This window comes from Lysobacter sp. CCNWLW3, assembly GCF_036697405.1.
Taxonomy (GTDB): Bacteria; Pseudomonadota; Gammaproteobacteria; order Xanthomonadales; family Xanthomonadaceae; genus Lysobacter.
In genome coordinates, this window is sequence record NZ_JBAHWA010000004.1 from 214,463 (window position 1) to 238,906 (window position 24,444).

Annotated in this window: 28 protein-coding genes; 4 read left to right on the top strand and 24 right to left on the bottom strand. The window is 70.1% G+C overall.

The window, feature by feature from the left end; translation table 11 throughout:
- Positions 1–111: 111 nt before the first annotated feature.
- The 10 genes from V1318_RS09870 to V1318_RS09915 form a co-directional block, all read right to left on the bottom strand.
- A complete protein-coding gene (locus V1318_RS09870) occupies positions 112–660 on the bottom strand; it encodes a hypothetical protein (RefSeq protein WP_332939469.1) in 549 nt (182 codons plus the stop codon).
- A gap of 113 nt (positions 661–773) precedes the next feature.
- A complete protein-coding gene (locus V1318_RS09875) occupies positions 774–1,205 on the bottom strand; it encodes a hypothetical protein (RefSeq protein ID WP_332939471.1) in 432 nt (143 codons plus the stop codon).
- Positions 1,206–1,285: 80 nt separating this feature from the next.
- On the bottom strand, positions 1,286–1,834 hold the full coding sequence (locus V1318_RS09880) for a hypothetical protein (protein WP_332939472.1): 549 nt from the start codon (positions 1,832–1,834) through the stop codon (positions 1,286–1,288).
- A 23-nt stretch (positions 1,835–1,857) separates the two neighbouring features.
- Positions 1,858–2,652 (bottom strand): thymidylate synthase, encoded by a 795-nt coding sequence (locus tag V1318_RS09885; protein ID WP_332939473.1) that lies wholly within the window; start codon positions 2,650–2,652, stop codon positions 1,858–1,860.
- Positions 2,653–2,655: 3 nt separating this feature from the next.
- The gene (lgt, locus tag V1318_RS09890; RefSeq protein WP_332939474.1) at positions 2,656–3,531 is read right to left on the bottom strand and encodes a prolipoprotein diacylglyceryl transferase; all 876 of its coding nucleotides are present in this window, start codon (positions 3,529–3,531) and stop codon (positions 2,656–2,658) included.
- Positions 3,532–3,754: 223 nt separating this feature from the next.
- A complete protein-coding gene (locus V1318_RS09895) occupies positions 3,755–4,243 on the bottom strand; it encodes a TPM domain-containing protein (protein WP_332939475.1) in 489 nt (162 codons plus the stop codon).
- Between the two features lie 14 nt (positions 4,244–4,257).
- Positions 4,258–5,181, bottom strand: a complete 924-nt coding sequence (locus tag V1318_RS09900) for a YgcG family protein (protein ID WP_332939476.1) — start codon at positions 5,179–5,181, stop codon at positions 4,258–4,260.
- A gap of 25 nt (positions 5,182–5,206) precedes the next feature.
- Entirely contained in the window at positions 5,207–5,851 is a 645-nt protein-coding gene (locus V1318_RS09905) for a LemA family protein (RefSeq protein ID WP_332939477.1), read from the bottom strand.
- Between the two features lie 129 nt (positions 5,852–5,980).
- Complete coding sequence (locus V1318_RS09910) at positions 5,981–6,715, bottom strand: TerC family protein (RefSeq protein WP_332939478.1); 735 nt, start codon at positions 6,713–6,715, stop codon at positions 5,981–5,983.
- Positions 6,716–6,785: 70 nt separating this feature from the next.
- On the bottom strand, positions 6,786–7,166 hold the full coding sequence (locus V1318_RS09915) for a diacylglycerol kinase (RefSeq protein ID WP_332939479.1): 381 nt from the start codon (positions 7,164–7,166) through the stop codon (positions 6,786–6,788).
- Between the two features lie 521 nt (positions 7,167–7,687).
- Here V1318_RS09915 and V1318_RS09920 point away from each other — a divergent pair.
- Positions 7,688–8,155 (top strand): VOC family protein, encoded by a 468-nt coding sequence (locus V1318_RS09920; protein WP_332939480.1) that lies wholly within the window; start codon positions 7,688–7,690, stop codon positions 8,153–8,155.
- Between the two features lie 300 nt (positions 8,156–8,455).
- Here the strand turns inward: V1318_RS09920 and V1318_RS09925 are convergent, their stop codons facing one another.
- From V1318_RS09925 to V1318_RS09955, 7 genes are all read right to left on the bottom strand, one after another.
- Positions 8,456–9,478: an isoaspartyl peptidase/L-asparaginase gene (locus V1318_RS09925; RefSeq protein ID WP_332939481.1), complete on the bottom strand. Its 1,023-nt coding sequence runs from the start codon at positions 9,476–9,478 to the stop codon at positions 8,456–8,458.
- A 53-nt stretch (positions 9,479–9,531) separates the two neighbouring features.
- Positions 9,532–10,731 carry a hypothetical protein gene (locus V1318_RS09930; RefSeq protein ID WP_332939482.1) on the bottom strand — a complete coding sequence of 400 codons (1,200 nt, stop codon included), beginning with the start codon at positions 10,729–10,731 and terminating at the stop codon, positions 9,532–9,534.
- 84 nt (positions 10,732–10,815) lie between these two features.
- The gene (locus tag V1318_RS09935) at positions 10,816–12,051 is read right to left on the bottom strand and encodes an ABC transporter permease (RefSeq protein WP_332939483.1); all 1,236 of its coding nucleotides are present in this window, start codon (positions 12,049–12,051) and stop codon (positions 10,816–10,818) included.
- A 49-nt stretch (positions 12,052–12,100) separates the two neighbouring features.
- Positions 12,101–12,889 (bottom strand): ABC transporter ATP-binding protein, encoded by a 789-nt coding sequence (locus tag V1318_RS09940; RefSeq protein WP_332939484.1) that lies wholly within the window; start codon positions 12,887–12,889, stop codon positions 12,101–12,103.
- A complete protein-coding gene (locus V1318_RS09945; protein ID WP_332939485.1) occupies positions 12,886–14,460 on the bottom strand; it encodes an efflux RND transporter periplasmic adaptor subunit in 1,575 nt (524 codons plus the stop codon). The genes V1318_RS09940 and V1318_RS09945 overlap by 4 nt, the downstream gene beginning before the upstream one ends.
- 343 nt (positions 14,461–14,803) lie before the next feature.
- Positions 14,804–16,081 (bottom strand): HAMP domain-containing sensor histidine kinase, encoded by a 1,278-nt coding sequence (locus V1318_RS09950; RefSeq protein WP_332939486.1) that lies wholly within the window; start codon positions 16,079–16,081, stop codon positions 14,804–14,806.
- Between the two features lie 10 nt (positions 16,082–16,091).
- Positions 16,092–16,802 (bottom strand): response regulator transcription factor, encoded by a 711-nt coding sequence (locus V1318_RS09955; RefSeq protein ID WP_055900565.1) that lies wholly within the window; start codon positions 16,800–16,802, stop codon positions 16,092–16,094.
- Positions 16,803–16,908: 106 nt separating this feature from the next.
- Here V1318_RS09955 and V1318_RS09960 point away from each other — a divergent pair, with 106 nt between their 5' ends.
- Complete coding sequence (locus tag V1318_RS09960) at positions 16,909–17,250, top strand: DMT family protein (RefSeq protein ID WP_332939487.1); 342 nt, start codon at positions 16,909–16,911, stop codon at positions 17,248–17,250.
- A gap of 16 nt (positions 17,251–17,266) precedes the next feature.
- Here V1318_RS09960 and V1318_RS09965 read toward each other — a convergent pair whose 3' ends face one another.
- Genes V1318_RS09965 through nudE form a run of 5 tightly spaced genes read right to left on the bottom strand, consistent with a single transcriptional unit; the run spans position 17,267 to position 20,578 of the window.
- On the bottom strand, positions 17,267–17,572 hold the full coding sequence (locus V1318_RS09965; protein ID WP_332939488.1) for a DUF962 domain-containing protein: 306 nt from the start codon (positions 17,570–17,572) through the stop codon (positions 17,267–17,269).
- Positions 17,573–17,616: 44 nt separating this feature from the next.
- Positions 17,617–18,351, bottom strand: coding sequence for a hypothetical protein (locus tag V1318_RS09970; protein WP_332939489.1), 735 nt, complete (start codon positions 18,349–18,351; stop codon positions 17,617–17,619).
- Positions 18,344–19,180 (bottom strand): nucleoside triphosphate pyrophosphohydrolase, encoded by an 837-nt coding sequence (gene mazG / locus V1318_RS09975; protein ID WP_332939490.1) that lies wholly within the window; start codon positions 19,178–19,180, stop codon positions 18,344–18,346. The genes V1318_RS09970 and mazG overlap by 8 nt, the downstream gene beginning before the upstream one ends.
- The gene (cysQ, locus tag V1318_RS09980) at positions 19,173–20,006 is read right to left on the bottom strand and encodes a 3'(2'),5'-bisphosphate nucleotidase CysQ (protein ID WP_332939491.1); all 834 of its coding nucleotides are present in this window, start codon (positions 20,004–20,006) and stop codon (positions 19,173–19,175) included. The genes mazG and cysQ overlap by 8 nt, the downstream gene beginning before the upstream one ends.
- Positions 20,003–20,578 carry an ADP compounds hydrolase NudE gene (nudE, locus tag V1318_RS09985; RefSeq protein ID WP_332939492.1) on the bottom strand — a complete coding sequence of 192 codons (576 nt, stop codon included), beginning with the start codon at positions 20,576–20,578 and terminating at the stop codon, positions 20,003–20,005. The genes cysQ and nudE overlap by 4 nt, the downstream gene beginning before the upstream one ends.
- An 80-nt stretch (positions 20,579–20,658) precedes the next feature.
- On the opposite strand from nudE, the gene bioA reads away from it, so the two are divergent.
- Both bioA and V1318_RS09995 read left to right on the top strand, forming a co-directional pair.
- The gene (gene bioA / locus V1318_RS09990) at positions 20,659–22,053 is read left to right on the top strand and encodes an adenosylmethionine--8-amino-7-oxononanoate transaminase (RefSeq protein WP_332939493.1); all 1,395 of its coding nucleotides are present in this window, start codon (positions 20,659–20,661) and stop codon (positions 22,051–22,053) included.
- Positions 22,050–22,787, top strand: a complete 738-nt coding sequence (locus V1318_RS09995) for a 16S rRNA (uracil(1498)-N(3))-methyltransferase (protein ID WP_332939495.1) — start codon at positions 22,050–22,052, stop codon at positions 22,785–22,787. The genes bioA and V1318_RS09995 overlap by 4 nt, the downstream gene beginning before the upstream one ends.
- A 57-nt stretch (positions 22,788–22,844) precedes the next feature.
- Here the strand turns inward: V1318_RS09995 and V1318_RS10000 are convergent, their stop codons facing one another.
- Entirely contained in the window at positions 22,845–23,933 is a 1,089-nt protein-coding gene (locus V1318_RS10000; RefSeq protein WP_332939496.1) for a heparan-alpha-glucosaminide N-acetyltransferase domain-containing protein, read from the bottom strand.
- 19 nt (positions 23,934–23,952) lie between these two features.
- Positions 23,953–24,435, bottom strand: coding sequence for a chemotaxis protein CheW (locus V1318_RS10005; protein ID WP_332939497.1), 483 nt, complete (start codon positions 24,433–24,435; stop codon positions 23,953–23,955).
- Positions 24,436–24,444: the final 9 nt, after the last annotated feature.

The window sequence follows — 24,444 nt, forward strand, 5'->3', positions numbered from 1 at the left end:
CCTCCTCCCGACACCGAACGCGTTCGCCTACGCTCCGCCCGCCGCATTCCGCGGCCGGGCGCGCCGCCGCCGATCGCGGCGGCGGGCGCTGGCGGCGTCAAAGCGCCGCGCTCATTTCTTGGCGCTGCAGCTCATCATCACCGGCACCAGCTTGGCGACCATGTCGGTCATCATGGTCTTGAACGCCGGCGACTCGTCCATCTTATCGGTCATCTGGTCGATCGCCTTCTCGACCGCGACGTTCGAGGCCTGACTGTGCGCCAGGTACTGCTTGCCGGCCGGGGTGTCGATGAAGCCCAGATAGGCCGCCAGGTCCTCCTCGGTCAGTTGCTTGCGCATGGCCGCCAGGATCTGCGCCTTGAGCTCCGGCGAATGGAAATAGTTGGTGATGGCCTTGCGGAACTCGTTCCTGGAGAACTCGTCGATCGCCTGGCCCAGCGCCGGACAGGCCTTGGCCTCGGGCTTGGACATCGTCCCTTCGCGGAATTTCTCCGCCAGCTCGTCGATGCTGAGCTGGTCGATCTGGTGCCCGTAGGTCATCGCGTAATAGCGTTCCAGCGCGGCCTCGTACTTCGGCGATGTCGCCGCCTGCGCGCTGCCCAGGCCCAGCACGATGGCCAGCGTCAGCACGCCGGCGGACAGAATTCCCCTATTCGACACGTTGTTTCCCCTTGTGGTGATTGCGATATCGCGGCGCGGTCGCAGGCCCCGCCCCCTCGGAACGGCGCGCCCGGCTTCCGTCCCGCTCGGTGATCGTGTCGCGGGCTTCAGCGCTAGGATCCGGCCTTGCATTCGCCCGAACGCAGCACCGCCGCCTGCACTGCCTTGGTCATTTCCGCGACCACCCGGCTGTCCTGCATGATCTGGCCCTGGAATTCGGTTTGCAGGCCCGCCAGCGCCTGATTGAATTTCTGCGTGCTCGCCGTATCGCCCGCGGGATCGCCGCCGGAGGCGATGAGCTTGAGTTGCGCGGACGTGTAGCTGTCGGCCAGGATCGCCTCGATACGGCCGCGGTTCTCGCCGCTGAAGAACAAATCGACGATCACCGGCAGCACGCCGGTCTGCAGATCCCGGCTCAACTGCCTGCCCACGTCCGGGCAGTTCTGGAAACGCGGGTCCTGGTCCAGCGACATGCCGGTTGCCATCGCCTCCGACGCGATCTGACGCAACGCCGGCTCGATGCGCTGGTAGGCGCGCGCGGCCATGGCCGCGCGATCGTCGGCCTGCGCAGACGGGGCCGGCAGCCACAAGGCCGCCGTCAGCAAGGCCGCGAACGCGGCCCGGGTCAGGGTGTCGTACCGCATCGCAGTTCCATCCTTTCGATCGCCACGATCATGTCCTCGTCCAGCGCGAAACCGAGCGGCCGCTCGAAACGCAGCATGGCCATCTTCTCGCCCACGGGCACCATCCACATTGTCGTGGCCACCGCGCCGTCGCGCTCCGAGTCCAAACGGTAGCCGCGCCGTTCGCCCACCGTGACCCAGCCATTGACCTTGCCCACGGCCTGGCGCTGCATCGCCGCCAGGCCCTGCATCAGGACCTGCAGGTTCTCCTCCATGCGCAGATCCGGCGGCGCGGTCACGCAGGACTGCAGCAGGACGCCCTGCACGCTCTTGCCGTTGCGAGCGTAGGTCAGCGTCTGTTCGATGCGCTGGCCTTGGGCGGTGGTCTCGGTCGCCGCGGGCGCGGCCTCGATCCCGGCGGGCAGACGGATGCGGCCGGCCGGGCCCTCAGCGCTCGCCGGCACGGGGTCGGCGGCGAACAAAGCGCTCGCGCACAGGGCCGCGCTCAGGCCCAGCGTCAACGCGGCGGCAACCGATCCTTGTCCCCTCATGCGCCCTCCCCAGGGCTGCGCCTTCAGACCGCGACCGGCGCCTTGATCGCCGGCAACGGATCGTAGTGTTCGATCGCGATGTCGTCGTAGCGGAAGCCGAAGATGTCGCGCACTTCCGGATTCAGACGCAGGCTCGGCAGCGCGCGCGGTTCGCGCGACAGCTGCTCGCGCGCCTGTTCGTAATGGTTGGAATACAGGTGCGCATCGCCCAGGGTATGCACGAAGTCGCCCACGCCCAGCCCGCAGACCTGCGCGACCATGTGGGTCAGCAAGGCATAGCTGGCGATGTTGAACGGCACGCCCAGGAAGATGTCGCCGCTGCGCTGGTACAGCTGGCAGCTGAGCCTGCCGTCGGCGACGTAGAACTGGAACATGGTGTGGCAGGGCATCAGCGCCATGCGCGGCAGGTCGGCGACGTTCCAGGCGCTGACGATCAGGCGGCGCGAATCGGGATTGCGCTTGATCTCGTCGATCACCCAGCGGATCTGGTCGATCTCGACCCCGTCGGCACCGGCCCAGCGTCGCCACTGCTTGCCGTAGACCGGGCCCAGTTCGCCGTCGGCATCGGCCCATTCGTCCCAGATGCTGACCTTGTTGTCCTTCAGGTAAGCGATGTTGGTGTCGCCCTGCAGGAACCACAGCAGCTCGTGCACGATCGAGCGCAGGTGCAGCTTCTTGGTGGTGACCAGGGGGAAGCCCTGGTTGAGATCGAAACGCAGTTGCCAGCCGAACACGCTGCGCGTGCCGGTGCCGGTGCGGTCGGCTTTTTCGCTGCCGTGTTCCAGCACGTGCCGCAGCAGGTCGAGGTATTGGCGCATCGCTCAGCCCTCCTTCGGCGCGACGAGCGGCTGCAGGGTCGGCGAGCGGCGCGAGCGCCACAGCCAGTACAGACCGAGCAGGATCAAGGGCACGCTCAGCAGCTGGCCCATGGTCAGCCAGCCGAAGGCGATATAGCCGGGCTTGGCGTCGGGCATGCGCACGAACTCGACCAGGAAGCGGAAGCAGCCGTACAGCAGCGCGAACAGGCCCGACACCGCGTAACGCGGGCGCGGCTTGCTGGAGAACCACCACAGCAGCACGAACATGGTCAGGCCCTCGAGCGCGGCCTGATAGAGCTGCGAAGGATGGCGGGCGAAATGGTTGAGCGCGCCGGCGGCGTACTGGCTCTGGATCTGTTGCGCGGTCCAGTTGGTGAATTCGGGTGCGCGCGGGAAGATCACGCCCCAGCCGCCCTCGGTGAACTTGCCCCAGAGCTCGCCGCCGATGTAGTTGCCGAGGCGGCCGAAGCCCAGGCCCGGCGGCACCAGCGGCGCGACGAAATCCATCACGTCGAAGAAATGCAGGCGGTGCTTGCGCGCCCACCACAGGGCCGCGGCCATCACGCCGAGCAGGCCGCCGTGGAAGCTCATGCCGCCTTCCCAGATGCGCAGCAGCATCAGCGGGTCGCGCAGCAGATCGCCGAAGGCGTAGAACAGCACGTAGCCGAAGCGGCCGCCCAGGACCACGCCGAGCATGGCGTAGAACAGCAGGTCGCCGTAGGCCTGTTCGCTTACGCCCGGCAGGCGCCCGGCGCGGACCCGGCGCTGACCCAGCCACCAGGCCAGGCCGAAGCCGATCAGGTACATGATCCCGTACCAATGCACTTGCAGCGGGCCGAGATGGACGGCGATCGGATCGATCTGGTGCAGGTAGATCATGCGGCGTAGCGGCCCGGCGGTTTGGGGATGCCGGTATTGTGCCCGAGGGGCATGGCGCGTGCCTTGCCCGCCCCTGGCCGGGACGCGATTACGGCGAAACGCTGCGTCGCGCCGGCCGTGCCCGGCCTCCGGGCAGGAGCGGCGCGGGCCGCGACCGCACCGGCCCACGCCCCGTCGCCTCCCGCCAGCCGGCCGCGGCTGGCGGAGCGGGGATGCCCGGCCGTCAAAGAATCCGCGGCAGATCCGGCAGCTCGTTCGTGTCCTGGTCGCCCTCGGCGCGCGGGAAGTGCTCGGCCAGCAGCGCCGACAGCGCCTCGATCCCGCCCAGCACGGCCGCCTCGGGATCGCCCGCGCGCAGACGGTCCTCGACCAACTGGCAGACCCCGCGCCACTGCTCGGCGCTGACCCGGCCGTCGAAGCCGCGGTCGGCGACGATCTCGATGCGGTGGTCGGCCAGCAGCAGGTACAGCAGCACGCCGTTGTTGGCGCGCGTATCCCAGACCCGCAGCTGGGCGAACGCGTCCATGGCCGCCGCGCGCGCCTGGCGCCCGGCCCAGACCGCGCGCGGGTGCAGCGCGGGCTCGACCGCGAAACAGATCTCGCCGCTGTGGCGCAGCTCGCTGGCCGCGATCGCCGCCGCGATGCGGCGCAGCAAGGGTTCGGGGAACAGGCGCGAGGCCGAGGGAGCGAACAAGTGCTTGAGCAGGCGCATGGGCGTGGTCTCCGTCACCAGCTGCCGGAGGCGCCACCGCCTCCGCTCATGCCGCCGCCACCGGACCAGCCGCCGCCACCGCCGCCGCCGAAACCGCCGCCGCCCCAACCGCCACCGCCACCGCCCCAACCGCCCCAGCCCGCGTCGCGGGCGAAGCGGCCGCCGCGCGGCGCGCTGATCAGGCCGATCACGAAGCCGATCGCGGCGCCGATGCCGCCGACCAGCAGGAACGAGGAGATCAGCCAGGCCACGCCGCCGGCCGCACCGGCGCCGAGCACGGCGCGCAGCGGCCGCGGCGCGCGGCCGAAGATGGCCCGCGCGACCTGGGCCACGATGAAGGCCACGAACAGGGCGACCAGCAGGCTCTCGCCGCCGCCGCCGTCTTCCTCGCCGCGGTTGTCGGCCATGGGCGCGGGCAAGGGCTCGCCGTCGATAAGTTTGGTCAGCGCCGCGCTGGCCTCGCTGATGCCGCCGGCGTAATCGCCGCTGCGGAAGTGCGGCACCAGGTATTCCTGGATCACCCGGCTGGCGGTGGCGTCGGGGATCGCGCCTTCCAGGCCGTAGCCGACTTCGATCCGCACCCGCCGGTCCTGCTTGGCGACCACCAGCAGGACGCCGTCGTCGACGCCCTTGCGGCCGATCTTCCATTGCTCGAACGCGCGTACCGCGTATTGGGCGATGTCTTCGGGCTCGGTGGTCGGCACCACCAGCACCTGCAGCTGGCTGCCCTTGCGCTGCTGCAACGCGCGCGCCTGCGCTTCCAGGTTCTGACGGGTGGCGGCGTCGAGGGTGCCGGTGGTGTCGATCACCGGCGTGTCCAGGGCCGGGATCGGCGCCAGCGGCTGCGCCTGCGCGAACGCACAGACCAGCCACAGCACCGGCAACAGCAGCCAGCCGCGCGTCAGGGCGCGCGCGGCCGTCGCGAGTGTCCGCCTCATCGCCCGGCGTCCGCCGCCGCTCCGGTCAGCCCGCCGGCGCCGGTTGCTGCTGGGCGGGGGGCTGCTGCGGTGCGGGCTGCGCGGCCGGCTGGCCGAAATCGACCTGCGGCGCCTGCTGGATCTGCTGCTCGTTCTCGACCGAGAAGTTGGGCTTGGCCTTGTAGCCGAACATCATCGCGGTCAGGTTCTGCGGGAACGAGCGCACGTAGGTGTTGTAGTCCTGCACCGACTGGATGTAGCGCTGGCGCTCGACGGTGATGCGGTTCTCGGTGCCTTCCAGCTGCGCCTGCAGCTGCAGGAAATTCTGGTCGGCCTTGAGCTGCGGGTAGTTCTCGCTGACCACCAGCAGGCGGCCGATCGCGCTCTTGAGTTCGCCCTGGGCCTGCTGGAACTGCTGCACCGAGGCCGGATCGTCGGCGTTGACGTTGATGCTGCCGACCTTGGCGCGCGCCTCGGTGACCTGGGTCAACACCTGCTGCTCGTGGCTGGCGTAGCCCTTCACGGTCGCGACCAGATTAGGCACCAGATCGGCACGCCGCTTGTAGACGTTCAGCACCTGGGACCACGACGCCTTCACCGCTTCGTCCTTCTGCTGGATGGTGTTGTAGCCGCAGCCGCTGAGCAGGGCGGCCGCCGACACCAGCAGCAGCGACATCATGAGCTTACGCATGGCGCAACTCCTTCGTGAGGATGGCGCATTGCACCACCCGCGCCCCGTGCTTGCAATGGACGCCGCGTGAGGGTCGCGTCACGGCAACGGCGCCGCCGCCGTGGCGGCGGCGCCGCGAAAGCGCCGGCCTCAGTCGGCCTGGACCCGCGCCATGGCGCGGCGCTTGGCCCACAGGTTGAGGCACTCGACCAGGGCCGAGAAGCCCATCGCGCCGTAGATGTAGCCCTTCGGGATGTGCAGTTCGAAGCCGTCGGCGATCAGGTAGACGCCGACCAGCACGATGAAGGCCAGGGCCAGCATCTTGATGGTCGGGTTGCGGTCGATGAACTCGCCCAGCGGCTTGGACGCCAGCAGCATCACCGCCACCGCCAGCAGGATCGCCGCGACCATCACCGGGGTGTGGCTGGCCATGCCGACCGCGGCGATCACCGAGTCCAGCGAGAACACGATGTCGATCACCGCGATCTGCGCGATCACCGCCATGAACGACACCGCCGGCTTGGTGTGCATGTCCTCGGACTCGTCCTCGCCCGCGACCAGGTCGCGGATTTCCATCGAGCCCTTCACCAGCAGGAAGGCGCCGCCCAGGATCAGGACCAGATCGCGCACCGAGATGCCCTGGCCGAACACCGAGAACAGGTCGTTGGTCAGGCCGGCCAGCCAGGCCAGGGTCAGCAGCAGCGCGATACGCGTGATGCAGGCCACCGCGATACCGAACTTGCGCGCCTTCTCGCGCTGCGCGTAGGGCAGCTTGCTGACCGCGATCGAGATGAAGACGAGATTGTCGATGCCCAGCACGATCTCGATCGCGCTCAGGGTAACCAGGGTGATCCAGACTTGCGGATCGGTGAGCAGCTCAATCACTTGCGAGTTTCCTAGGCTTTACAAAACGGTGAGGGCGCGCGGTATGCGCGGCGGCTTCGGGGCGGCGCGCTCAGAGCAGGCGTGGCACGACGATCGCGCCCCAGGTCAGCAGTACGTTCATCATCAATACGAACACCGCCGCCGAGCCCATGTCCTTGGCGCGACCGGCGAGTTCGTGGAATTCCGGGCCATAGCGTTCGATCACCGCTTCCACGGCCGAGTTCAACAGCTCGATGCTCAGCACCAGCAGCATCGAACCGATCAGCAACACGCGCTCGACCGGGGTCTGGCCCAGCCACCAGCCCAGCGGCGCCAGCACCACGAACAGATAGACCTCGAGCCGGAACGAGGATTCGTGCAGCCAGGCCGCGCGCAGGCCCTGCATGGACCACATCGCCGCTTTGAAGATGCGCACGGGACCGCGCGGCAGGTGGCCGAATTCGTCTGCCATGGCGGCCTCAGGGAGCGGAAGTGGGAGCGACGAACGGGCCGGCGACGGCGGCCGGTTGCGGCAGGACGGACGGCGCGGCGGCGTGGCCGCGGCGGGACTGCTCGGTCATGGGCATGAGGGTCGGGCTCTCTCCGGACGGGCCGGCGGGCGCAGCCGGCGGCCGCTGCAAGGCAGGGATTTTGCCATAAGCCCCGCTCCGCCGCCCCCGCGACGACCGTGCCGGATGCGGCGGCGACGGGTTCCCGGCGGGTTTTCGCGCCCGCTTAGCGGCGCCGGCGCTACCCTGCGCGCCCCCTGACCTGGCGGGAGGCGCCCGATTCCTAGCCGGCTTGGTCCGCCGCCGCTGGCGGGCCGGTCGCCGCTGCCCAAGCGCGCAGTCGCAGCCAGGGAGAATCGCGCGGGTCAGCATCCCCGCCGCCGCGCCGCTCGCCGCGACCGCCCCGGATCCGGCCCGCGCCGGGCCGGCCCGACCACGGCGATCGAGCGCCGACGCCGCACCCACCCCTCACGGAGACACCGACATGGCAGTACAGCCCCGCCCCGACGGCTATCACAGCGTCACGCCCTATGTGATCGTCCACGACGCCAACGCCGCGATCGACTTCTACGTGCGCGCCCTGAACGCGACCGAGATCTACCGCTTGCCGATGGGCGACAAGATCGGCCACGCCGAGATCCGCATCGGCGACAGCGTGATCATGCTGTCGGACGAGTGGCCGGAGATGAACGCGCTCAGCCCCAAGACCCGCGGCGGCGCGACCACCGCCTTCATGATCTACGTCGACGACGCCGACGCCGCCTTCGAGCAGGCGGTCCAGGCCGGCGGCCGCGTCGACAAGCCGCTGCAGAACCAGTTCTGGGGCGACCGCACCGGCACCGTCGTCGACCCCTTCGGCCACAAGTGGACCCTGGCCACGCACATCGAGGACGTGTCGGAGGAGGAGATGCAAAGCCGCATGCAGGAGTGGTCGCAGCAGCAGGGCGGCTGATGGGCCGGGGCTGCGCTGCGGATAAGGACAGCGGATAACGGCGCAGCCCGTGCGTTTCCCTTCTCCCGCTCGCGGCGCCCGCAGGGTGTGCAAGGCTGAGAAGCCGCCCGCAGGGGCGGATGAGGGCAGCGAATGCGTTTGGAACTATGCGCTCGCGCCGCCCTCGCCCCAACCCCTCTCCCGTCTGCGGGAGAGGGGCTAGGTAGAGCTCTTGATGTTCCCTACTTCCGTGGCAGAGCTGGCGCGCAGCGCCGGATGAGGTTCCCGGACGAGGCCGGAGCTAGCGCTCGCGCGCGAAACTCACTCCTCCTCGTGTATCGCCGTGCCACGGCTGCCGTCGGGCTTCACCCAGCCGCGGAACATGCTGCCGCTGTTGAACGGCATCGCGATGTGGCCCTCGCGGTCCAGCGCGATCGCGCCGCCGTCGCCGCCGGCGGCGGGAATCAGCTTGTTGATGACCTCGTCGGCCGCCGCCTGCAGGCTGTCGCCGCGATAGGCCACGCGCGCGCAGATGTCGTGGGCGGCGTTGTAACGGATGTAGTACTCGCCCCAACCGGTGCCCGACACGCCGCAGCGGTCGTCGGCCCAGGTGCCGGCGCCGATCACCGGCGAATCGCCGACGCGGCCGTAGCGCTTGTTGGTCATGCCGCCGGTGCTGGTGGCCGCGGCGATATGGCCCTGGCGGTCCAGCGCGACCGCGCCCACGGTGCCGAAATACCTGGGCGCGTCGGTGCCCGCGTTGGCTTCGCGCTTGCCCTTGGCCGCCTCCTCGCGCTGCGCCTTCTCCAACTGCTGGCGGCGCTTGGGCGTGTCGAAGTAGGTATTGGGCACGCGCTCGATCTCCGGGCGGGTGTCGGCGAAGGCTTCCGCGCCCGCGCCGGCCAGCATCACGTGCGGGCTGTGCTCCATCACCGCGCGCGCCAGCTTGATCGGGTTCTTGATCGTGGTGACGCCGGCGACCGCACCCGCGCGGCGGGTGTGGCCTTCCATGATCGAGGCGTCCAGTTCGTGGCCGCCGCGGGCGTTGAACACCGCGCCCTTGCCGGCGTTGAAGATCGGCGAATCCTCCAGCGCCACGACCACGGCCGACACCGCGTCCAGCGCGCTGCCGCCGCCCTTGAGCACGCCGTAACCCGCATCCAGCGCGCGGTTGAGGTCGGCGTGCGCGGCCTTGCGGTCGGCTTCGCTGAGCGAATCGCGCGGCACGAAACCGGCACCGCCGTGGATCACCAGGGCGATCGGGCGTTCGCCGCTGGGCGGGGTCTGGGCGTGGGCGGGGCTGGACATGGCGGCTAGGCTCAACAGCAGGATCGGCAGGCGCATGGCGGTCTCCTTCAAGACCCCGAGGATAGCGGCCGGCGAGGCGCTTGCGCGAACTAGCGCAGCTGCGCCGCCGTCGCCACGTCGCGCTCCCAGTAGCCGCGCAACTGGTTGCGCTGGCGCGGGCTCAGCCCTTCGACGCAGGCGTCGACCAGGGCCTGGGCCGCGGCGGCGTCGCCGGCCGCCCAGGTCTCGCGCGCGGCCTCCAGCAGGGCGCGCCGGCGCACGTCGAGATTGCCGTAGGGATCGAAGTACGAGTCCACGCGCGCGGGGTCCTTGACCCCGTTCCAGGCGAAGCGCGCATCGCCGGCCTCGGCGGCGATGGCGCGGTAACGCGCGATCGCTTCCTCGCGCCGGATCCGTCCCTGCAGCAGCTCCAGGCGGACCCGGAACAGCCGCGTCTGCGGTGTGATGCCGTCGGCTTCCAGGGCCTGCAGCGCGCGCCCGACGTAGGCGTAGTCGACCTGGCCGGACTGCGATTGCAGGCCCAGCAGATTGAAGCTGGCGATGGCGCTGCGGTACTCGGGCCGGTCGTGCGCGGCGACGTCGGCGGCGCTGGGGCGCCCGTAGCTGGACGGTTGGACCAGGCGCAGGCCGGGCTCGTCCTTCAAGATCGCCTCGATGTCGTGCTTGTGGAACTCGCCGACCACGACCAGCAGCTTGCCGCCGGGATGCGCGCGCGCGGCGGCGAGGATGCGGCGCGCCTGCATGTAGGTCCGGTACAAGTACAGGCGGCGCGCCAGATCGTTCTTGGCGCTGGCGGCCGGCGCCGCGGCCCACTGCGTCACTTTTTGCAGGTTGGCCGGATCGTCGGCGCGGAAGAAGTCGCGCTTCAGCGCGTCCGCGCCGAAACTGAGGAAACTGGGGAAGCCCTTGAGCAGGCGCAATTCCGGCGGTGCGTCCAAGGCCATGCCGAAGCCCAGGCGCTGATCCTCGACCGGCGGCTCCCAGTCGATCGGACACAGCTCGATGCCTGCGCGGCGCGCGAACGGCACCACCACATCCTGGACCTCGTAGGTGAACTCGTAATAGTCGCCGCGCGCGTAGGCCTCCGGCGCGCGCTCGATGCAGATCGCATCGGGTTCGACGCGGTCCAGGAACGCCGCCAGCAGCGCCGGCGGATCGCGCTCGGCGACCAGCTGCGCGGCATGATCGACGCCCAGGACGGTCACCGTCGTCGGCGCCGCGACCGTGTCCGCGGCCTGGGCGCCGAACGCCTGCAAGGTCAACAGGGCCAGGGGCCACCACTTGCTCATATCCGCTCCGATCGGGGTTGTCGGCAGGCACGATGCCAGCCCGCGCCGGCACCCACCCGTGCCGGTGGTCGTGGTCGCGCGCCGCTATTGCTGCCGCAGCGCCTCGATCGGATCCAGCAGCGAAGCCTTGCGCGCAGGGTAGTAGCCGAAGAACAGGCCGGTGGCGATCGAGAACGCCGCCGCCAAGCCCACCACCTGCGCGTTCAAGGCCACCGGCAACGAACCCAGTTTGCCCACCAGCAGCGCGCCGACCACGCCGATGGCGATGCCGATCACGCCGCCGATCATCGCGATCACCATCGCCTCGGCCAGGAACTGGCGGCGGATGTCGCCGGGGCCGGCGCCGACCGCCATGCGCAGGCCGATCTCGCGGATGCGCTCGGTCACCGACACCAGCATGATGTTCATGATGCCGATGCCGCCGATGATCAGGCAGATCGTCGCCACCGCGCCCAGCAGCTTGGACATCAGGTTGGTGGTGGCGGTGCGCGTGGCCACCACCTCGGCGATGTTGCGCACGGTGAAGTCGTCCTCGGCGCCGGGCTGGATCTTGTGGCGCTGACGCAGCAGGGCCTCGATCTCGCCCTGCGCGTAGCTCACGTCCTCGGCGCGACCCACGCCGACCGCGATCTGCATCACTGCGCCCGGCGGCAGGCCCATCGCGCCGAGCAGGCGGCGGCGGCCGGTTTCCAGCGGTACCAGCAGAATGTCGTCCTGGTCCTGGCCGAAACCGCCCTGGCCCTTGGGCTTGAGCGTGCCGACCACGGTGAACGGCACCCGACCCAGGCGCAGGGTCTGGCCGATCGCGTCCTCGTCGCCGAACAGCTCGCGGCGCACGGTCTCGCCCAGGATCACCGACTTGCCGCCGCCGCTGTAGTCGCGCGCCTCGAAGCCGCCGCCGGAGGCGATGCTCCAGCCGTTGATGTCGAAGAATTCCGGCTGCACGCCCTGCCACTGCGTGGACCAGTTGTTCTCGGCGTAGACCACCTGGGTGCCGCCGCGCAGCGAACCGGCGACGTACTGCACCTCCGGTATCTCCTGGCGGATCGCGTCGGCGTCGCCTTCGTTCAGGGTGAAGAAGCTGGACGCGCTCTGGCGCGCGCCGCCGCCGCCGCGGCCGGCGCCGGAGCTGATGTCGAGCCGGTTCGAACCCAGGCCCGAGACCAGCTTGTCGATTTCGGCCTGGGTGCCCTGGCCCACCGACACCATCACGATCACCGCGGCGATGCCGATGATCACGCCCAGCGAGGTCAGCGCGCTGCGCAGCCAGTTGCCGCGCAAGGCGAATATCGCGGTGCGCAGGACTTCGAGGAAGTTCACTTCCAGTTCTCCAAGTTCGCGTTGCCATCCATGGCGCAACCCGCGCCGCTCATGGCTGCTCCTGCCCGACCATCCCTGGCCGTGCGTTCGGCGCCGCAGACGATGTCGATAGGACATCGTCTGAACGCGGCGCCTCACCCTGTTCGTGCAGCTCGCCGTCGCGCATCGCGAACACGCGGTCGCAATGCGCGGCCACGTCGGGATCGTGAGTGATCAGCACCACGGTGTGATCGTCGGCCTGCAGGCGCTTGAACAGGGCCAGGATCTCCTCGCCGGTCTTGGTGTCGAGCGCGCCGGTGGGTTCGTCGGCCAGCAGGATCGGCGGCCGGTTGATCAGCGCGCGCGCGATCGCCACGCGCTGCTGCTGGCCGCCGGACAGCTCGCTGGGACGATGGTTGGCGCGTTCGGCCAGGCCCACCGAGTCCAGCGCTTCGCGCGCGCGTTGCAGGCGTTCCTCGCGCGGCACGTTGGCGTAGCTCATCGGCATGGCCACGTTTTCCAGCGCGCTCATGCGCGGCAGCAGGTTGAAGCCCTGGAACACGAAACCGATCTTTTCCAGGCGCAGCGCCGCGCGCTCCTCGGCGTCCAGGGTCGCCACGTCGACGCCGTCGCACAGGTATTGGCCGCTGCTGGGCGTGTCCAGGCAGCCGATCAGGTTCATCAGGGTCGACTTGCCCGAGCCCGAGGGCCCCATGATCGCGACGAATTCGCCGCGGCCGATGCGCAGATCGACCGCATGCAGCGCGATCACCTCGGCCTCGGTGCCCGGCGAATAGACCTTGCCCAACGCGCGCGTTTCGATCACCGCGGCGTCGGCGGTGGCGGCCGCCTCGCTCATTGCGCGCTGCGTCCGCTGCCGACGATGACTTCGTCGCCCTGCTGGATGTTGCCCGAGACCTCGGTCCAGCTGCCGTCGCTGGCGCCGACCCGGACCACGACCTGTTCGGGCTTGCCGTTCACCAGCTTGTACAACGGCGCGCGGCGCGCATTGAGCAGGGCCGCGACCTCGCTGTCCCAGCGCGCCTGCTGTTCGGGATTCAGGCCGTTGCGGAACTCGGCGAACTGCTGGTTGAAGCGTTCCTGCATGCGCTGGCGCAGCGCGCCCGCGGCCGCGCCGGCATTGGCGCCGCCACCGCCGCGGATCACGATGCCGCCGCCACCGCCGCCGGGACCGCGCCCGCCGAACAGCGCACTGCCGCCGCCGTTCGCAGGCGGCGTGGCCTGGCGCGCGGCCGAACGCTGCTTCATCGCTTCCAGCGCGGCGTCGAAGGCGGCTTGCTGGGCCGGGCTGAGCTTGAGCTGCTGCGCCACGCGCGGCAGATCGTTGGCCATGCCGCCGCGTCCGCCGCCGCCCGGCCCGCCGGGGCCGCCCGCGCCGCCCTGGGCCTGCGCGGCCGGGTCGTCCTCGGCCGGCTTGTAGCGCAGCGCCGCGTTGCTGACCCGCAACACGTCGTCGCGGCGGCTGACTTCGATTTCGGCGTTGGCGGTCATGCCCGGCAGCAGGATCTGTTCGGCGTTGTCCACCGCCACCACCACCGGATAGGTGATCACGTTGCTGGTATTGGTGGCCGACAGGCGCACCTGCTGGACCTTGCCGCGGAACTGGCGGTCGGGGAAGGAATCGACCGTGAAGCTCACGCTCTGGCCGGCCTTGACCTGGCCGATATCGGCCTCGTCGATGGCCAGCACGATCTCCATCTTCGACAGGTCCTCGGCGATCTGGAACAGCACCGGCGACTGCAGGCTGGCGGCCACGGTCTGGCCAGGCTCGACCGTGCGGGTCAGGACCACGCCGTCGACGGGCGCGCGGATCACGGTGCGCTCCAGGTTCAGGCGCGAGGTCTGGGTGGAGGCGATCTGCTGGCTGATCTGCGCCTGCGCCGAGGCGACCTGGGCGCGCGCCTGATCGCGCGCGGCGCGCGCGAGGTCGGCGTCGCTGCGCGCGACCAGTTGGCGTTCGACCAGGGTCGACTTGCGCTGGAAATCGAGCTCGGCGTTGCGCAGTGTCGCTTGCGCGGTGGCCAGGCTGGCGCGCGCGCTGTTGACCTGGGCCGAACCCTGGGCGATCTGCGCCTGGTAGGTGCTGGGATCGATCTTGGCGATCACCTGGCCCTTGCTGACGCGATCGTTGAAGTCCACCAGCACCTCGGTGACCTGGCCGGAGATCTGGCTGCCGACGTCCACGGTCGAGATCGCCGCGAGCGCGCCGGTGGCCGAGATCGCGACCCGGATGTCGCCGCGTTCGGCCTTGGCGGTGCGATAGGCCGAGGCCTCGGCCTGGGCGTTGCGCTGCGCGTAGTAGTAGTAGCCGCCACCGGCCAGGGCCAGCACCACCGCGGCGACGACGGCGCGGCGGATCCAGGGCGAGGATTTGCGTACGGGCGACTGCGGCTTACGGGCTGCGCTCATGAGGTTCTGATTGGAAGGTATGGAGCCGGCAACGCGCACGGCCGCTTTCGGTTGACAGGCCGGGGCAGGCATTCGTTCCCGGGCGGGCCGCTTCACGGCGCGCTCAGCTTAGCGGCAAGCCCCGTGCGCCCGATACGACGCCATGAAGATGCGCGCGGGCCGGGAACCGTCGCGAGCTCCGCGCCCGCCGCATCGCCGCCGGGCTCGCGCCCGCGGGATCGGGCTCGATCCGCTATGGCAAACCCACAGCGCGCCGCCAACCAGGGCCAAGTCGTCCCGTGCCGCGCCGCCGCGGGTTCCGGTTCGCTCCAGGTTCGCACCGGCGCAAGCGGCCGGCTTCCGCTCAGTGGCTGAAGCGGATCACCGCCAGCGTCCCCTGCCCCGGCACGCTGCTGAGCTGCACCGGCCAGCCGAAGCGCTCGCCCAGGCGGCGCACGATCGACAAGCCCATGCCCTTGCCGTCCACGCCGGAGAAGTCGGCGCGGTAGAACGGGTCGAAGGCGCGGTTGAGGGTTTCGGCGGACATGCCGATGCCGGTGTCGCGGATCTCGATGCGGTCGCGCGCCAGATGCACGTCGATGCGGCCGGCGTCGGTGAAGCGCACCGCGTTGCTGAGCAGGTTGCCGACCATCACGCTGAGCACGTGCGGCGGCGCCAGCAGGCGCGGCGCGCCGTCGTCGACCACGCTGAGCTCGACCTCCTTGCCGGTCAGCATCGGCCGCACCCGCTCGACTTCGTGGTCGACGATCTCGCGGACCGGGAACTCCTCGCTCTGCGGCGCGATCTCGGCTTCGCGGGCGAGGATCAGGAAGGCGTCGATCACCGCTTCCATGTCGCGTCCGGCGCGCTGCACGCGCGCCAGCGAGCGCTGCGCGCGCACCGGCGTTTCCGGGTCGGCCAGCATCAGGTCGGTGGCGACCCGGATCACGGTCAGCGGCGTGCGCAATTCGTGGCTGGCGTCGCGGGTGAAATCGCGCTCGCGCTGGACGAAATCGCCCACGCGCTGGGCCAGCCCGCGCAGGGCCGAGGACAGCTGGCGCACCTCGGTGCCGATCTCGCCGGGCAGGTCTTCCAGCGAGACGGCGACCGCGCGCGGATCGCGCGGGTCCCAATGCGCGACCGCCGCGGCCAGGCGGTTGACCGGCGTGACCAGGCGCTTGGTGTTGCGGTAGGTCAGCCAGGAAATCAGGTACATGGTCAGCAGCGACAGCAGCAGCGAGGCCAGGCCGGTGAAGATGATCGCCTCGTCGATCAGCTCCGACGAGTACAGCAGATAGAAGCTGCCCTCCGCGCGGCGATCGACCAGCATCACCCGCTCGTCGTGCGGCAATTCGTTCAGCCCCTCCCGGCTGGCGCCGCGCGCCACCGGCGGCAGCGCCGCATCGCTGGCGCCGGCGGGGATGAAATAGCCGGCCGTGGTCGAGGTGATCGGCAGCGGGTGCTGGGGATCGCGCGCATGCCCGGCCCAGAAGGCGTCGGCCTCGCGCTGCATGCGCTGTTCCAGCACCAGGTTGCGCACTGCCAATCCCGCCAGGCCGATGCCCAGCGTGATGACGATGCTGCCGATCAAAGCTTGCGCGATGAAGGCAAGCTTGATCTTGCGCGGCAACCCATGCGGCATGGCGACAGGCTCAATCCGGCGGTTGCGAGATATCCGCGACCCGGTAGCCGGCGCTCTGCACGGTGTGCAGCAGCTGCTTGCCGAACGGCTTGTCGATGGTCTTGCGCAGGTTGTAGAGGTGGCTGCGCAGGGTGTCGGAGTCCGGCAGGCCGTTGCCCCAGATCTCGCGCTCGATCTCCTGGCGGCTCACCACGCGCGGCGATTCGCGCATCAGGATGGTCAGCAGGCGCAGGCCGATCGGCGACAGCTGCAGTTCGCTGCCGCCGCGGGTCACGCGCAGGCTGGCCGGGTCCAACACCAGGTCGGCGACCTTGAGCACTTCGCCGCCGACCTGGCGGCGCTCGCGACGGATCAGGGCGCGCAGGCGCGCTTCCAGTTCCTGGATCGCGAACGGCTTGGTCAGGTAATCGTCGGCACCGGCGCTGAGGCCGGTCAGCTTCTCGTCCAGGGTGTCGCGCGCGGTCAGCATCAGCACCGGCGTGGACTTGCGCGCTTCCTCGCGCAGGCGCTTGCACACTTCGATGCCGTCCAGGCGCGGCAGCATCAGGTCCAGCACCACCACGTCGTAACTGTTCTCGGCCGCAAGGCGGTAACCGTCCAGGCCGTCGGCGGCGTAATCGACTTCGAAACCGCGGCCTTCCAGGTACTCGCCCACCATCTCGGAGATATTTCGGTTGTCCTCAACGATCAGGACCAAGCCCCCGTCTCTAGTGCCCTGCATGCAGCCCTCCAGTTTCCTTCAGTTTTGTGAAGACTGCCGTGGCCGGGGTGGACGCCCCGTGAAGGCGGGGCGTTAAGCTGGCCGCTTTCCCTTTCGAACCGCGTCCATGCTCGCCGACCGCCTGTATCCGATCCTGCTGCTCCTGGGCTCCAACCTGTTCATGACCTTCGCCTGGTACGGCCACCTCAAGTACAAGTCGGCGCCGCTGACCGCCGCGATCCTGGTCAGCTGGGGCATCGCCTTCTTCGAGTACTGCCTGATGGTGCCGGCCAACCGCATCGGCAGCGCGGTCTACTCCGCCCCCCAGCTCAAGGGCCTGCAGGAGGTCATCACCCTGCTGGTGTTCGCCGGCTTCTCGGCCTGGTACCTGGACCAGCCCCTGAAGTGGAACCACTGGGCCGGCTTCGGCCTGATCGTGGTCGCGGCCTGGCTGATCTTCCTGGACTGAGCCCTGGGCACCGGCCTCAGAATCGGATCTTGCCGGTCAGGATGTCCTTGAACATCACCCAGTCGCCGACGAAGGAATAGAACGGGTGCTTGAAGGTCGCCGGGCGGTTCTTCTCGAAGAAGAAATGCCCGACCCAGGCGAAGCCGTAGCCGCAGAACAGAGCCGCCAGCAGCAGCCAGGGGCGGCCCTGGATCAGCGCCAGCGCCAGCAACACCAACACCCCGCAGCTGCCGATGAAATGCAGGCGGCGGCTGGTGCGGTTGCTGTGTTCGCTGAGGTAGAAGGGATAGAACTCGTTGAAGCTCGCGAATCGGTTGGCCATGACCGTTTCCTCCTGCGGGCTCGATATCGGTGTCCGTCCGGGACTCAAGGCGATGCCGCCGCCGTGTCGGCGAAGAATCCCCGCTCCTTCAGTACTGTACGCCGCTTGACCTCGAACAGCTCTTCGAGCGTGTTGCCCAGTCTGCAGCGGGCTCGACCGCGCTCGAACCTAAAGTATTCGCCCGCGAAATCCTTGCGATGGACGCGCCAATCCAGCTTGCGAAGATCGAAGTAGGCCTCCGGGCCGAAATCGATGCGGTGCGGCGTGACGATGCCGGCGCGCTCTTCGGCGTCGCCCGAACTGATCGGCCCGCAGCCCGCCCATCCGCCCGACGAAGTTCGGAACACGGGGTAGTACTGGTACTTCACGTGGTGGTAGCCGCCATCTCCCTTCGACACGAACAGCAATACGGTGTCGTAGGAGGCGAATGCCGGTTCGCCGTAGTGATCGGCGGCATCGAACTCGATGACGTCGCTGTCGTAGCGTCCGTGCACGACCTGCAAGACCCGATAGCGTGCCTGGTAGTACTCATCCATCAGGACGATCATCTGGCCGGGGCCCGCTTCGCTTTCGGCGGCCGCGCGCTCCTGTGCGGTGACGTCTTCGACGGACAGCTTCTCGCCGACGAATACCAGCAAGTCTTCGCCTTCGGCGGTGGCCTGCAAGGTCTGCGCCACCTCGCCTTCCGCGGCGACCGCGCTCGCGCCCCATACCCCGGCCAGGCCCAGCATCAATGCGGCCAGCCCCAGTCCGATGCGAACGGCGCGAGGGTCAGCCATCCCGCTTCTCCCGCTTGGCCCGGCCCCAATAGGCGTCCTGCGCATCCAGCGATAACGTCGACAAGGGCGTGCCGTCGCCGGCCGCGAGCCGCTCCATGGAGCGGAAGCGTCGTTCGAACTTGAGATTCGCGCGCCGCAGCGCGGCGCCCACGTCGACCTTGCCGTGGCGGGCCAGGTTGGCGGCGACGAACAGCAGGTCGCCGATCTCGTCTTCGAGGCGGTCGCGCGCGGCCGCATCGTCGGGCGCGGCGGCGACGGCGTCGAACTCGGCGCGGACTTCCTCGATTTCCTCGTGCAGCTTGGCGATCACCGGGGTCGCGTTCGGCCAGTCGAAGCCGACCGAGGCCGCGCGCTTTTGCAGTTTCACCGCGCGCTGCCATTCCGGCAGGCCGCGGGCGATGCCGGCCAGCGCGGAGGTGTCGGCCTCGCCGGCCGCCTCGCGCTCGCGGCGCTTCTGTTCTTCCCAGGCCACGGTCTGGGCCTCGGCGTCCTCGACGCTGGCGCCGGCGAACACGTGCGGGTGGCGGCGCACCATCTTGTCGCTGATCGCGGCGACCACGTCGGCGAACGCGAACGCGCCCTGCTCTTCGGCCATGCGCGCGTGGAACACCACCTGCAGCAGCAGGTCGCCGAGTTCGTCCTTCAGCGCCGGCAGATCCTGGCGGTCGATCGCGTCGGCGACTTCGTAGGCCTCTTCGACCGTGTACGGCGCGATGGTGGCGAAGGTCTGTTCGACGTCCCAGGGGCAGCCGCCGACGGGCGCGCGCAGACGCGCCATGATTTCGATCAGGCCGGCGATGCCCTCCGGCAGCTCGGCGCCGTCAGCCATCGAGGCAATCCCGCCAGGGCAGCGAGGGATCGCCGAGGGCGATGAAATCGCCGTTGAGGATGCGCGCGCGCTGGTTGTAGCGGAACGGCCGCCCCTGCGGGTCCAGCACCTGCCCGCCCGCGGCTTCGAGCACGCATTGGCCGGCGGCGGTGTCCCATTCGCTGGTGGGGCCGAAACGCGGATAGATGTCCATGCCGCCCTCGGCGATGCGGCAGAACTTGAGCGAGGAGCCCAGCCCGATCGGCTCGACCTGGCCGCCGGCCAGCGCCGACAACCGCGCCATGAAGGCTTCGGTACGGGCGTCGCGGTGCGAGCGGCTCGCGGCCACGCGCAGCGGCGCGGTCGCCGGAATGCGTACCTGCAGCGGACGTTCCCGATCGCCGTCGCGACGGCACGCGCGGCCGCCGCGCACGCCGTACCACAGCGCGCCGCCGACCGGCGCCTGGACCACGCCGAACACCGGCACGCCGTCGTCGATCAGGGCCAGGTTGACGGTGAACTCGCCGTTGCGTTTGACGAACTCGCGGGTGCCGTCGAGCGGATCGACCAGCCACAGCCGCCGCCACTGCCGGCGCTGCTCGAACGAGACCTCGTGCGCGGATTCCTCCGACAGCACCGGAATCTCGGGCGTGAGCCGGGCCAGGCCGTCGACGATGCAATGGTGGGCGGCCAGGTCGGCCGCGGTCAGAGGCGAGGCGTCGGCCTTGTGTTCGACGTCGAAGTCCTGCTCGTAGATCGTCAGGATCGCGGCGGCCGCGTCGCGCGCGATCGCGATCGCGCCTTCGATCAGGGCGCCGTCGACGTAATCGGGGGCGGTGTCGCTCATGCGGGGGACGGTCCCGCGGTTTGCGTCGCCTGAGTGCGCAACCACTCGCGGGCGATGAACAAGGCGGCGATGCTGCGGCCTTCGGAAAAATCCTCGCACAGGATCAGCTCGTGCAGGCGGTCGAGCTTCCAGGGCACGACTTCGAGCTCTTCGGGCTCGTCGCCCGGCAGGCGCTCGGGGTACAGGTCGCGCGCGAGCACCAACTGGGCCTGATGGCTCATATAGGTCGGCGCCAGCGACAGCGAGCGCAGCAGGGTCAGCGAACGCGCGCCGTAGCCGGCTTCTTCCTTGAGCTCGCGGTCGGCGGCCTGGATCGCGGTCTCGCCCTCGTCGATCCGGCCCTTGACCAGGCCCAGCTCGTAGCGGTGCACGCCGGCGGCGTATTCGCGCACCAGCAGCACGGTCTCGGCATCGAGCATCGGCACCACCACCACGGCGCCGTGGCCGCGCCCGAGCAGGCGCTCGTAACGGCGGCGTTCGCCGTTGGAGAACTCCAGGTCCAGCCGTTCCAGCTTGTAGGGCCCGGCGTCGTGCTCGGTGACCCCGTGGATGATGGGCAGACGCCGGCTCACGAGAGCGCTCCCGCGGTAGGTGTATGCGGGGCAAAAGGCGGGATAATGTCGGGATGCAAGATACGAATCAGCATGCCGCGATGCTAGCAGAGGGCAACGCCTCCGAGGCCGACGCCTGGCGCAAACGCGACCTCGCCGTGCTCTGGCACCCGTGCACCCAGATGCGCGAACACCCCGACACGCTGCCCTTGCTGCCGATCGCCGGCGGCCAGGGGCCGTGGCTGATCGGGCGCGACGGGCGGCGCTACCTGGACGCGATCTCGAGCTGGTGGACCAACCTGTTCGGTCACGCCGAGCCGCGCCTGGCCGAGGCCATCGCCAACCAGGCGCGCACGCTGGAGCACGTGATCCTGGCCGGCTGCTCGCATGCGCCGGCGGTGGAGCTGGCCGAACGCCTGCTGCAGATCGCCCCGCGCGAGCCCGGCCGCGCGCCGCTGGCCAAGGTGTTCTACGCCGACAACGGCTCGGCCGGGGTCGAGGTGGCGCTGAAGATGGCCTTCCACTGGTTCCGCAACCGCGGCGAGAACGCACGCACCAAGTTCATCGCCCTGGACAACGGCTACCACGGCGAGACCCTGGGCGCGCTCGCGGTCGGCGACATTCCGCTGTACCGGCGCGTGTATGCCCCGCTGCTGGCCGAGGCCCTGTTCGCGCCCTCGCCCGATGCCTATCTGTGCGAGCCGGGCGAGACGCCGGCGCAGCGCGCCCGGCACGCCGCCGACGGCCTGCGCGCCCTGCTCGAACGCCACGCCGGCGAGGTCTGCGCGCTGATCCTGGAGCCGCGCGTGCAGTGCGCCGGCGGCATGCGCATGCACGATGCCTCCTACCTGCGCCACGCGCGCGCGCTCTGCGACGAGTTCGGGGTGTTCCTGATCGCCGACGAGATCGCGGTCGGCTTCGGCCGCACCGGCAGCATGTTCGCCTGCGAGCAGGCCGGCATCGCCCCCGATCTGCTGTGCCTGTCCAAGGGCCTGACCGGCGGCGCGCTGCCGCTGGCCGCGGTGCTGACCAGCCAAAGCATCTACGACGGCTTCCTCGACGATTCGCGCGAGCGCGCGTTCCTGCATTCGCACAGTTACACCGGCAATCCGCTGGCCTGCGCCGCGGCGCTGGCCGCGCAGGCCATCTTCGCCAGCGACGACATCCTGGTGCGCAACCGCGCCACCGCCGCGCGCATGGCCGAACTGGCCGCGCCGCTGGCCGCGCACGCGCACGTCGCCGACCTGCGCCAGACCGGCATGATCCTGGCCTTCGAACTCAGCCGCGGCGGCGACAAGCGCCAGCCGTTCGAGGCATCGGCGCGGATCGGCCTGCGCGCCTATCGCGCGGCGCTGGAGCGCGGCGTGCTGCTGCGCCCGCTGGGCGACGTGCTGTATTGGATGCCGCCCTACTGCATCGACGACGAGGCGCTGGAACTGCTGGCGCGGACCACGCGCGAGGCCATCGACCGTGCCGTCGCGGAGGCCGGCGCATGAGGCTGACCCGCGTCCACGTCGACCAGGCGCTGCGCGCCGGCAGCGAGATCGCCCTGCCCGAAGGCCCGGCCACCCACCTGTCGCGGGTGCTGCGGCTGGGCGTCGGCGACGCCTGCGTGCTGTTCAACGGCGACGGCCACGACTATCCGGCGCGCATCGTCGCCCTGGGCAAGCGCGAACTGCGCGTGGCCATCGACGCGGCTACGGCGGTGGAGCGCGAGTCGCCGCTGCGGCTGGTATTGCTGCAAGGCATCGCGCGCGGCGAGAAGATGGACCTGATCCTGCAGAAGGCGACTGAACTCGGCGTGGCCGAGCTGCGCCCGCTGTGGTCGCAGCGCAGTGAGGTCAAGCTGGACGAGGCGCGCGCCGAGAAGCGGCTGGCGCATTGGCGCAGCGTGGTCGCCTCGGCCTGCGAGCAGAGCGGGCGCGCGCGCGTGCCCGAGGTGGCCGCGCCGCTGGCGCTGAGCGCCGCACTGGCGGCGCTGCCGGCCGGCGGGCTGCGCCTGATCCTGGATCCGGACGGCGAGCTCGCGTTCTCGACCTTGAGCGTGGATGCGGATGCGCCGGTCCATCTGGCCATCGGCCCGGAAGGCGGCTGGTCGCCGCTGGACCGCGAGCAGTTGCGCGCCGCCGGCTTCGCCGGTCTCAGGCTCGGCCCGCGCATCCTGCGCACCGAAACGGCGGGTTTGGCCGCGATCGCGGCTTTGCAGGCCCGGTTCGGCGATCTGGCTTGAAGCTACGCGCGATGCGGTGAGCCGCAGGCGAACCGCATCATGCCGCCGCCGCAGACACTAGATCTTGAAATAGATACGCCGCGCGTCCAGCAGCCGCACCACGCCCCACCACAGCGCCACGAAGGCGAGCGCGTACGCGAGCGACGGCAAGGTCGGACCGAAGCGCGGCGTCATCCAGTCGGCGAAGGCGTGCCGGTACAGCGGCTCCAGCCAGCCGGTCGCGGCCAGGGCATACAGCACGAAGGCCGAGCCGGCATAGGCCGCGATCGCGTTGACGCCGAAGGCGCGGCCCAGCGCGGGCCAGCCGCGCCGGTCGATCGCATGGTGAAAGGCCGCCAAGGTCCAGCAGGCGATGCCGCCGGTCCACAGTACGTAGGCGGGCGTCCACAGGTTCTTGTTGAGCGGCTGGACGTAGGACGCCGCATAGCCCAGCGCCATGCACAGCGCGCCGCCGATCCACAGCGCGCGCAGGCGTCCGCCGCGCAGCCAGTCGCCCGCGCGCAGACCGAGCAGGGTCGTCGCCAACGCGCCCAGCGTGCTGAGCAGGCCCTCCGGATCGTGGCCGCGGCCGCTGCCCGGCTCGAGTTGGTAGACATGCACGCCCAGCAGTTGGGTATCGAAGCGGCTGGCGAGGTTGGCGTAGGGCTCGTAGCTGCCGCCCGCGGCCAACAGCAGGCCGTAACCGCCCAGCAGCGCGCTCAACAGCCGCCACTGCGCGCGCGCCGGCAGCCACAGCGCGCACAGCCCGGCCGCGCCGAAGCACAGGCCGATGCGTTGCAGCACGCCCATCACGCGGTAATGCGCCAGATCGAACGCCCACCAGGCGCACAGGTGCAGCAGCAGGCCCAGGCCGAGGATGCGCGCGGCGCGGATCAGCACCGCGCGGCCCAGCGCGGAGCGCGCGTCGCCGCGCTCCAGGCGCGGGTTCAGGGCCAGCGCGATCGACACGCCGACGATGAACAGGAACATCGGGAAGATCAGGTCGGTCGGTGTGCAGCCGTGCCAGGGCGCGTGCAACAGCGGCGCGTAGACATGGCTCCAGTCGCCGGGATTGTTGACCAGCAGCATCGCCGCCACGGTCAGGCCGCGCAGCGCGTCGACCGAGGCGTAGCGCGGCGGCGCGGCGGAACTGACGGAGGCGCCCACGCCGCGCGAGGGCTGGGGCTCAGGCGGCCTGCGCGAGCGCGCCGCCGATCAGCGCTTCGACCGCTTCCAGATCGGGCACGAAGGCCACGTCCTGGTTCAGCACCACGCGCGCATGCACGCCCTGCGGGATGCCTTCCTGGTTGGCGTCCAGCAGCAGGCCGTCCTGCGACACCGTGACCAGGCGCGGGAAGCCCTGGGTCAGCATCGCGAAGTACGGCGCGCGCGGATCGCCGCCCAGCGCCTTCAGCACCACCACCTTGCTGCCCAGCGCGGCGTTTTCCTGGGCGAAACCGGCCATTTCGGCGAACGCGATCAGCGGCAGCTGCCAGCCGCGCCAACGCAGGCGGCCGAGCAGCCAATGCGGGGCATCGGCGATCGGCTCCGGCGGCGCGTACGACAGCACCTCGGCGATGGTGGCGTTGGGCAGCAGCAAACGCGCGCCCGAGACCTGGATCAGCACGCCTCGGATGTCGCTGGGCACGGGGGTGTTCTGCTCGGACATATCGTTCGC

What these genes read in the sequence shown, in the direction of transcription:
- V1318_RS09885 (WP_332939473.1), bottom strand. Translation starts at nt 2,652, where the DNA reads ATGCGCCAATACCTCGACCTGCTGCGGCACGTGCTGGAACACGGCAGC.
- bioA (WP_332939493.1), top strand. Translation starts at nt 20,659, where the DNA reads ATGCTAGCAGAGGGCAACGCCTCCGAGGCCGACGCCTGGCGCAAACGC.
- V1318_RS09955 (WP_055900565.1), bottom strand. Translation starts at nt 16,802, where the DNA reads ATGCAGGGCACTAGAGACGGGGGCTTGGTCCTGATCGTTGAGGACAAC.
- V1318_RS09920 (WP_332939480.1), top strand. Translation starts at nt 7,688, where the DNA reads ATGGCAGTACAGCCCCGCCCCGACGGCTATCACAGCGTCACGCCCTAT.
- V1318_RS09970 (WP_332939489.1), bottom strand. Translation starts at nt 18,351, where the DNA reads ATGGCTGACCCTCGCGCCGTTCGCATCGGACTGGGGCTGGCCGCATTG.
- V1318_RS09950 (WP_332939486.1), bottom strand. Translation starts at nt 16,081, where the DNA reads ATGCCGCATGGGTTGCCGCGCAAGATCAAGCTTGCCTTCATCGCGCAA.
- mazG (WP_332939490.1), bottom strand. Translation starts at nt 19,180, where the DNA reads ATGGCTGACGGCGCCGAGCTGCCGGAGGGCATCGCCGGCCTGATCGAA.
- V1318_RS09930 (WP_332939482.1), bottom strand. Translation starts at nt 10,731, where the DNA reads ATGAGCAAGTGGTGGCCCCTGGCCCTGTTGACCTTGCAGGCGTTCGGC.
- V1318_RS09945 (WP_332939485.1), bottom strand. Translation starts at nt 14,460, where the DNA reads ATGAGCGCAGCCCGTAAGCCGCAGTCGCCCGTACGCAAATCCTCGCCC.
- V1318_RS09905 (WP_332939477.1), bottom strand. Translation starts at nt 5,851, where the DNA reads ATGCGTAAGCTCATGATGTCGCTGCTGCTGGTGTCGGCGGCCGCCCTG.
- V1318_RS09880 (WP_332939472.1), bottom strand. Translation starts at nt 1,834, where the DNA reads ATGAGGGGACAAGGATCGGTTGCCGCCGCGTTGACGCTGGGCCTGAGC.
- V1318_RS09940 (WP_332939484.1), bottom strand. Translation starts at nt 12,889, where the DNA reads ATGAGCGAGGCGGCCGCCACCGCCGACGCCGCGGTGATCGAAACGCGC.
- V1318_RS09900 (WP_332939476.1), bottom strand. Translation starts at nt 5,181, where the DNA reads ATGAGGCGGACACTCGCGACGGCCGCGCGCGCCCTGACGCGCGGCTGG.
- V1318_RS09995 (WP_332939495.1), top strand. Translation starts at nt 22,050, where the DNA reads ATGAGGCTGACCCGCGTCCACGTCGACCAGGCGCTGCGCGCCGGCAGC.
- V1318_RS09960 (WP_332939487.1), top strand. Translation starts at nt 16,909, where the DNA reads ATGCTCGCCGACCGCCTGTATCCGATCCTGCTGCTCCTGGGCTCCAAC.
- V1318_RS10005 (WP_332939497.1), bottom strand. Translation starts at nt 24,435, where the DNA reads ATGTCCGAGCAGAACACCCCCGTGCCCAGCGACATCCGAGGCGTGCTG.
- V1318_RS09915 (WP_332939479.1), bottom strand. Translation starts at nt 7,166, where the DNA reads ATGGCAGACGAATTCGGCCACCTGCCGCGCGGTCCCGTGCGCATCTTC.
- lgt (WP_332939474.1), bottom strand. Translation starts at nt 3,531, where the DNA reads ATGATCTACCTGCACCAGATCGATCCGATCGCCGTCCATCTCGGCCCG.
- V1318_RS09875 (WP_332939471.1), bottom strand. Translation starts at nt 1,205, where the DNA reads ATGGCCGCGCGCGCCTACCAGCGCATCGAGCCGGCGTTGCGTCAGATC.
- V1318_RS09965 (WP_332939488.1), bottom strand. Translation starts at nt 17,572, where the DNA reads ATGGCCAACCGATTCGCGAGCTTCAACGAGTTCTATCCCTTCTACCTC.
- cysQ (WP_332939491.1), bottom strand. Translation starts at nt 20,006, where the DNA reads ATGAGCGACACCGCCCCCGATTACGTCGACGGCGCCCTGATCGAAGGC.
- V1318_RS09895 (WP_332939475.1), bottom strand. Translation starts at nt 4,243, where the DNA reads ATGCGCCTGCTCAAGCACTTGTTCGCTCCCTCGGCCTCGCGCCTGTTC.
- V1318_RS09925 (WP_332939481.1), bottom strand. Translation starts at nt 9,478, where the DNA reads ATGCGCCTGCCGATCCTGCTGTTGAGCCTAGCCGCCATGTCCAGCCCC.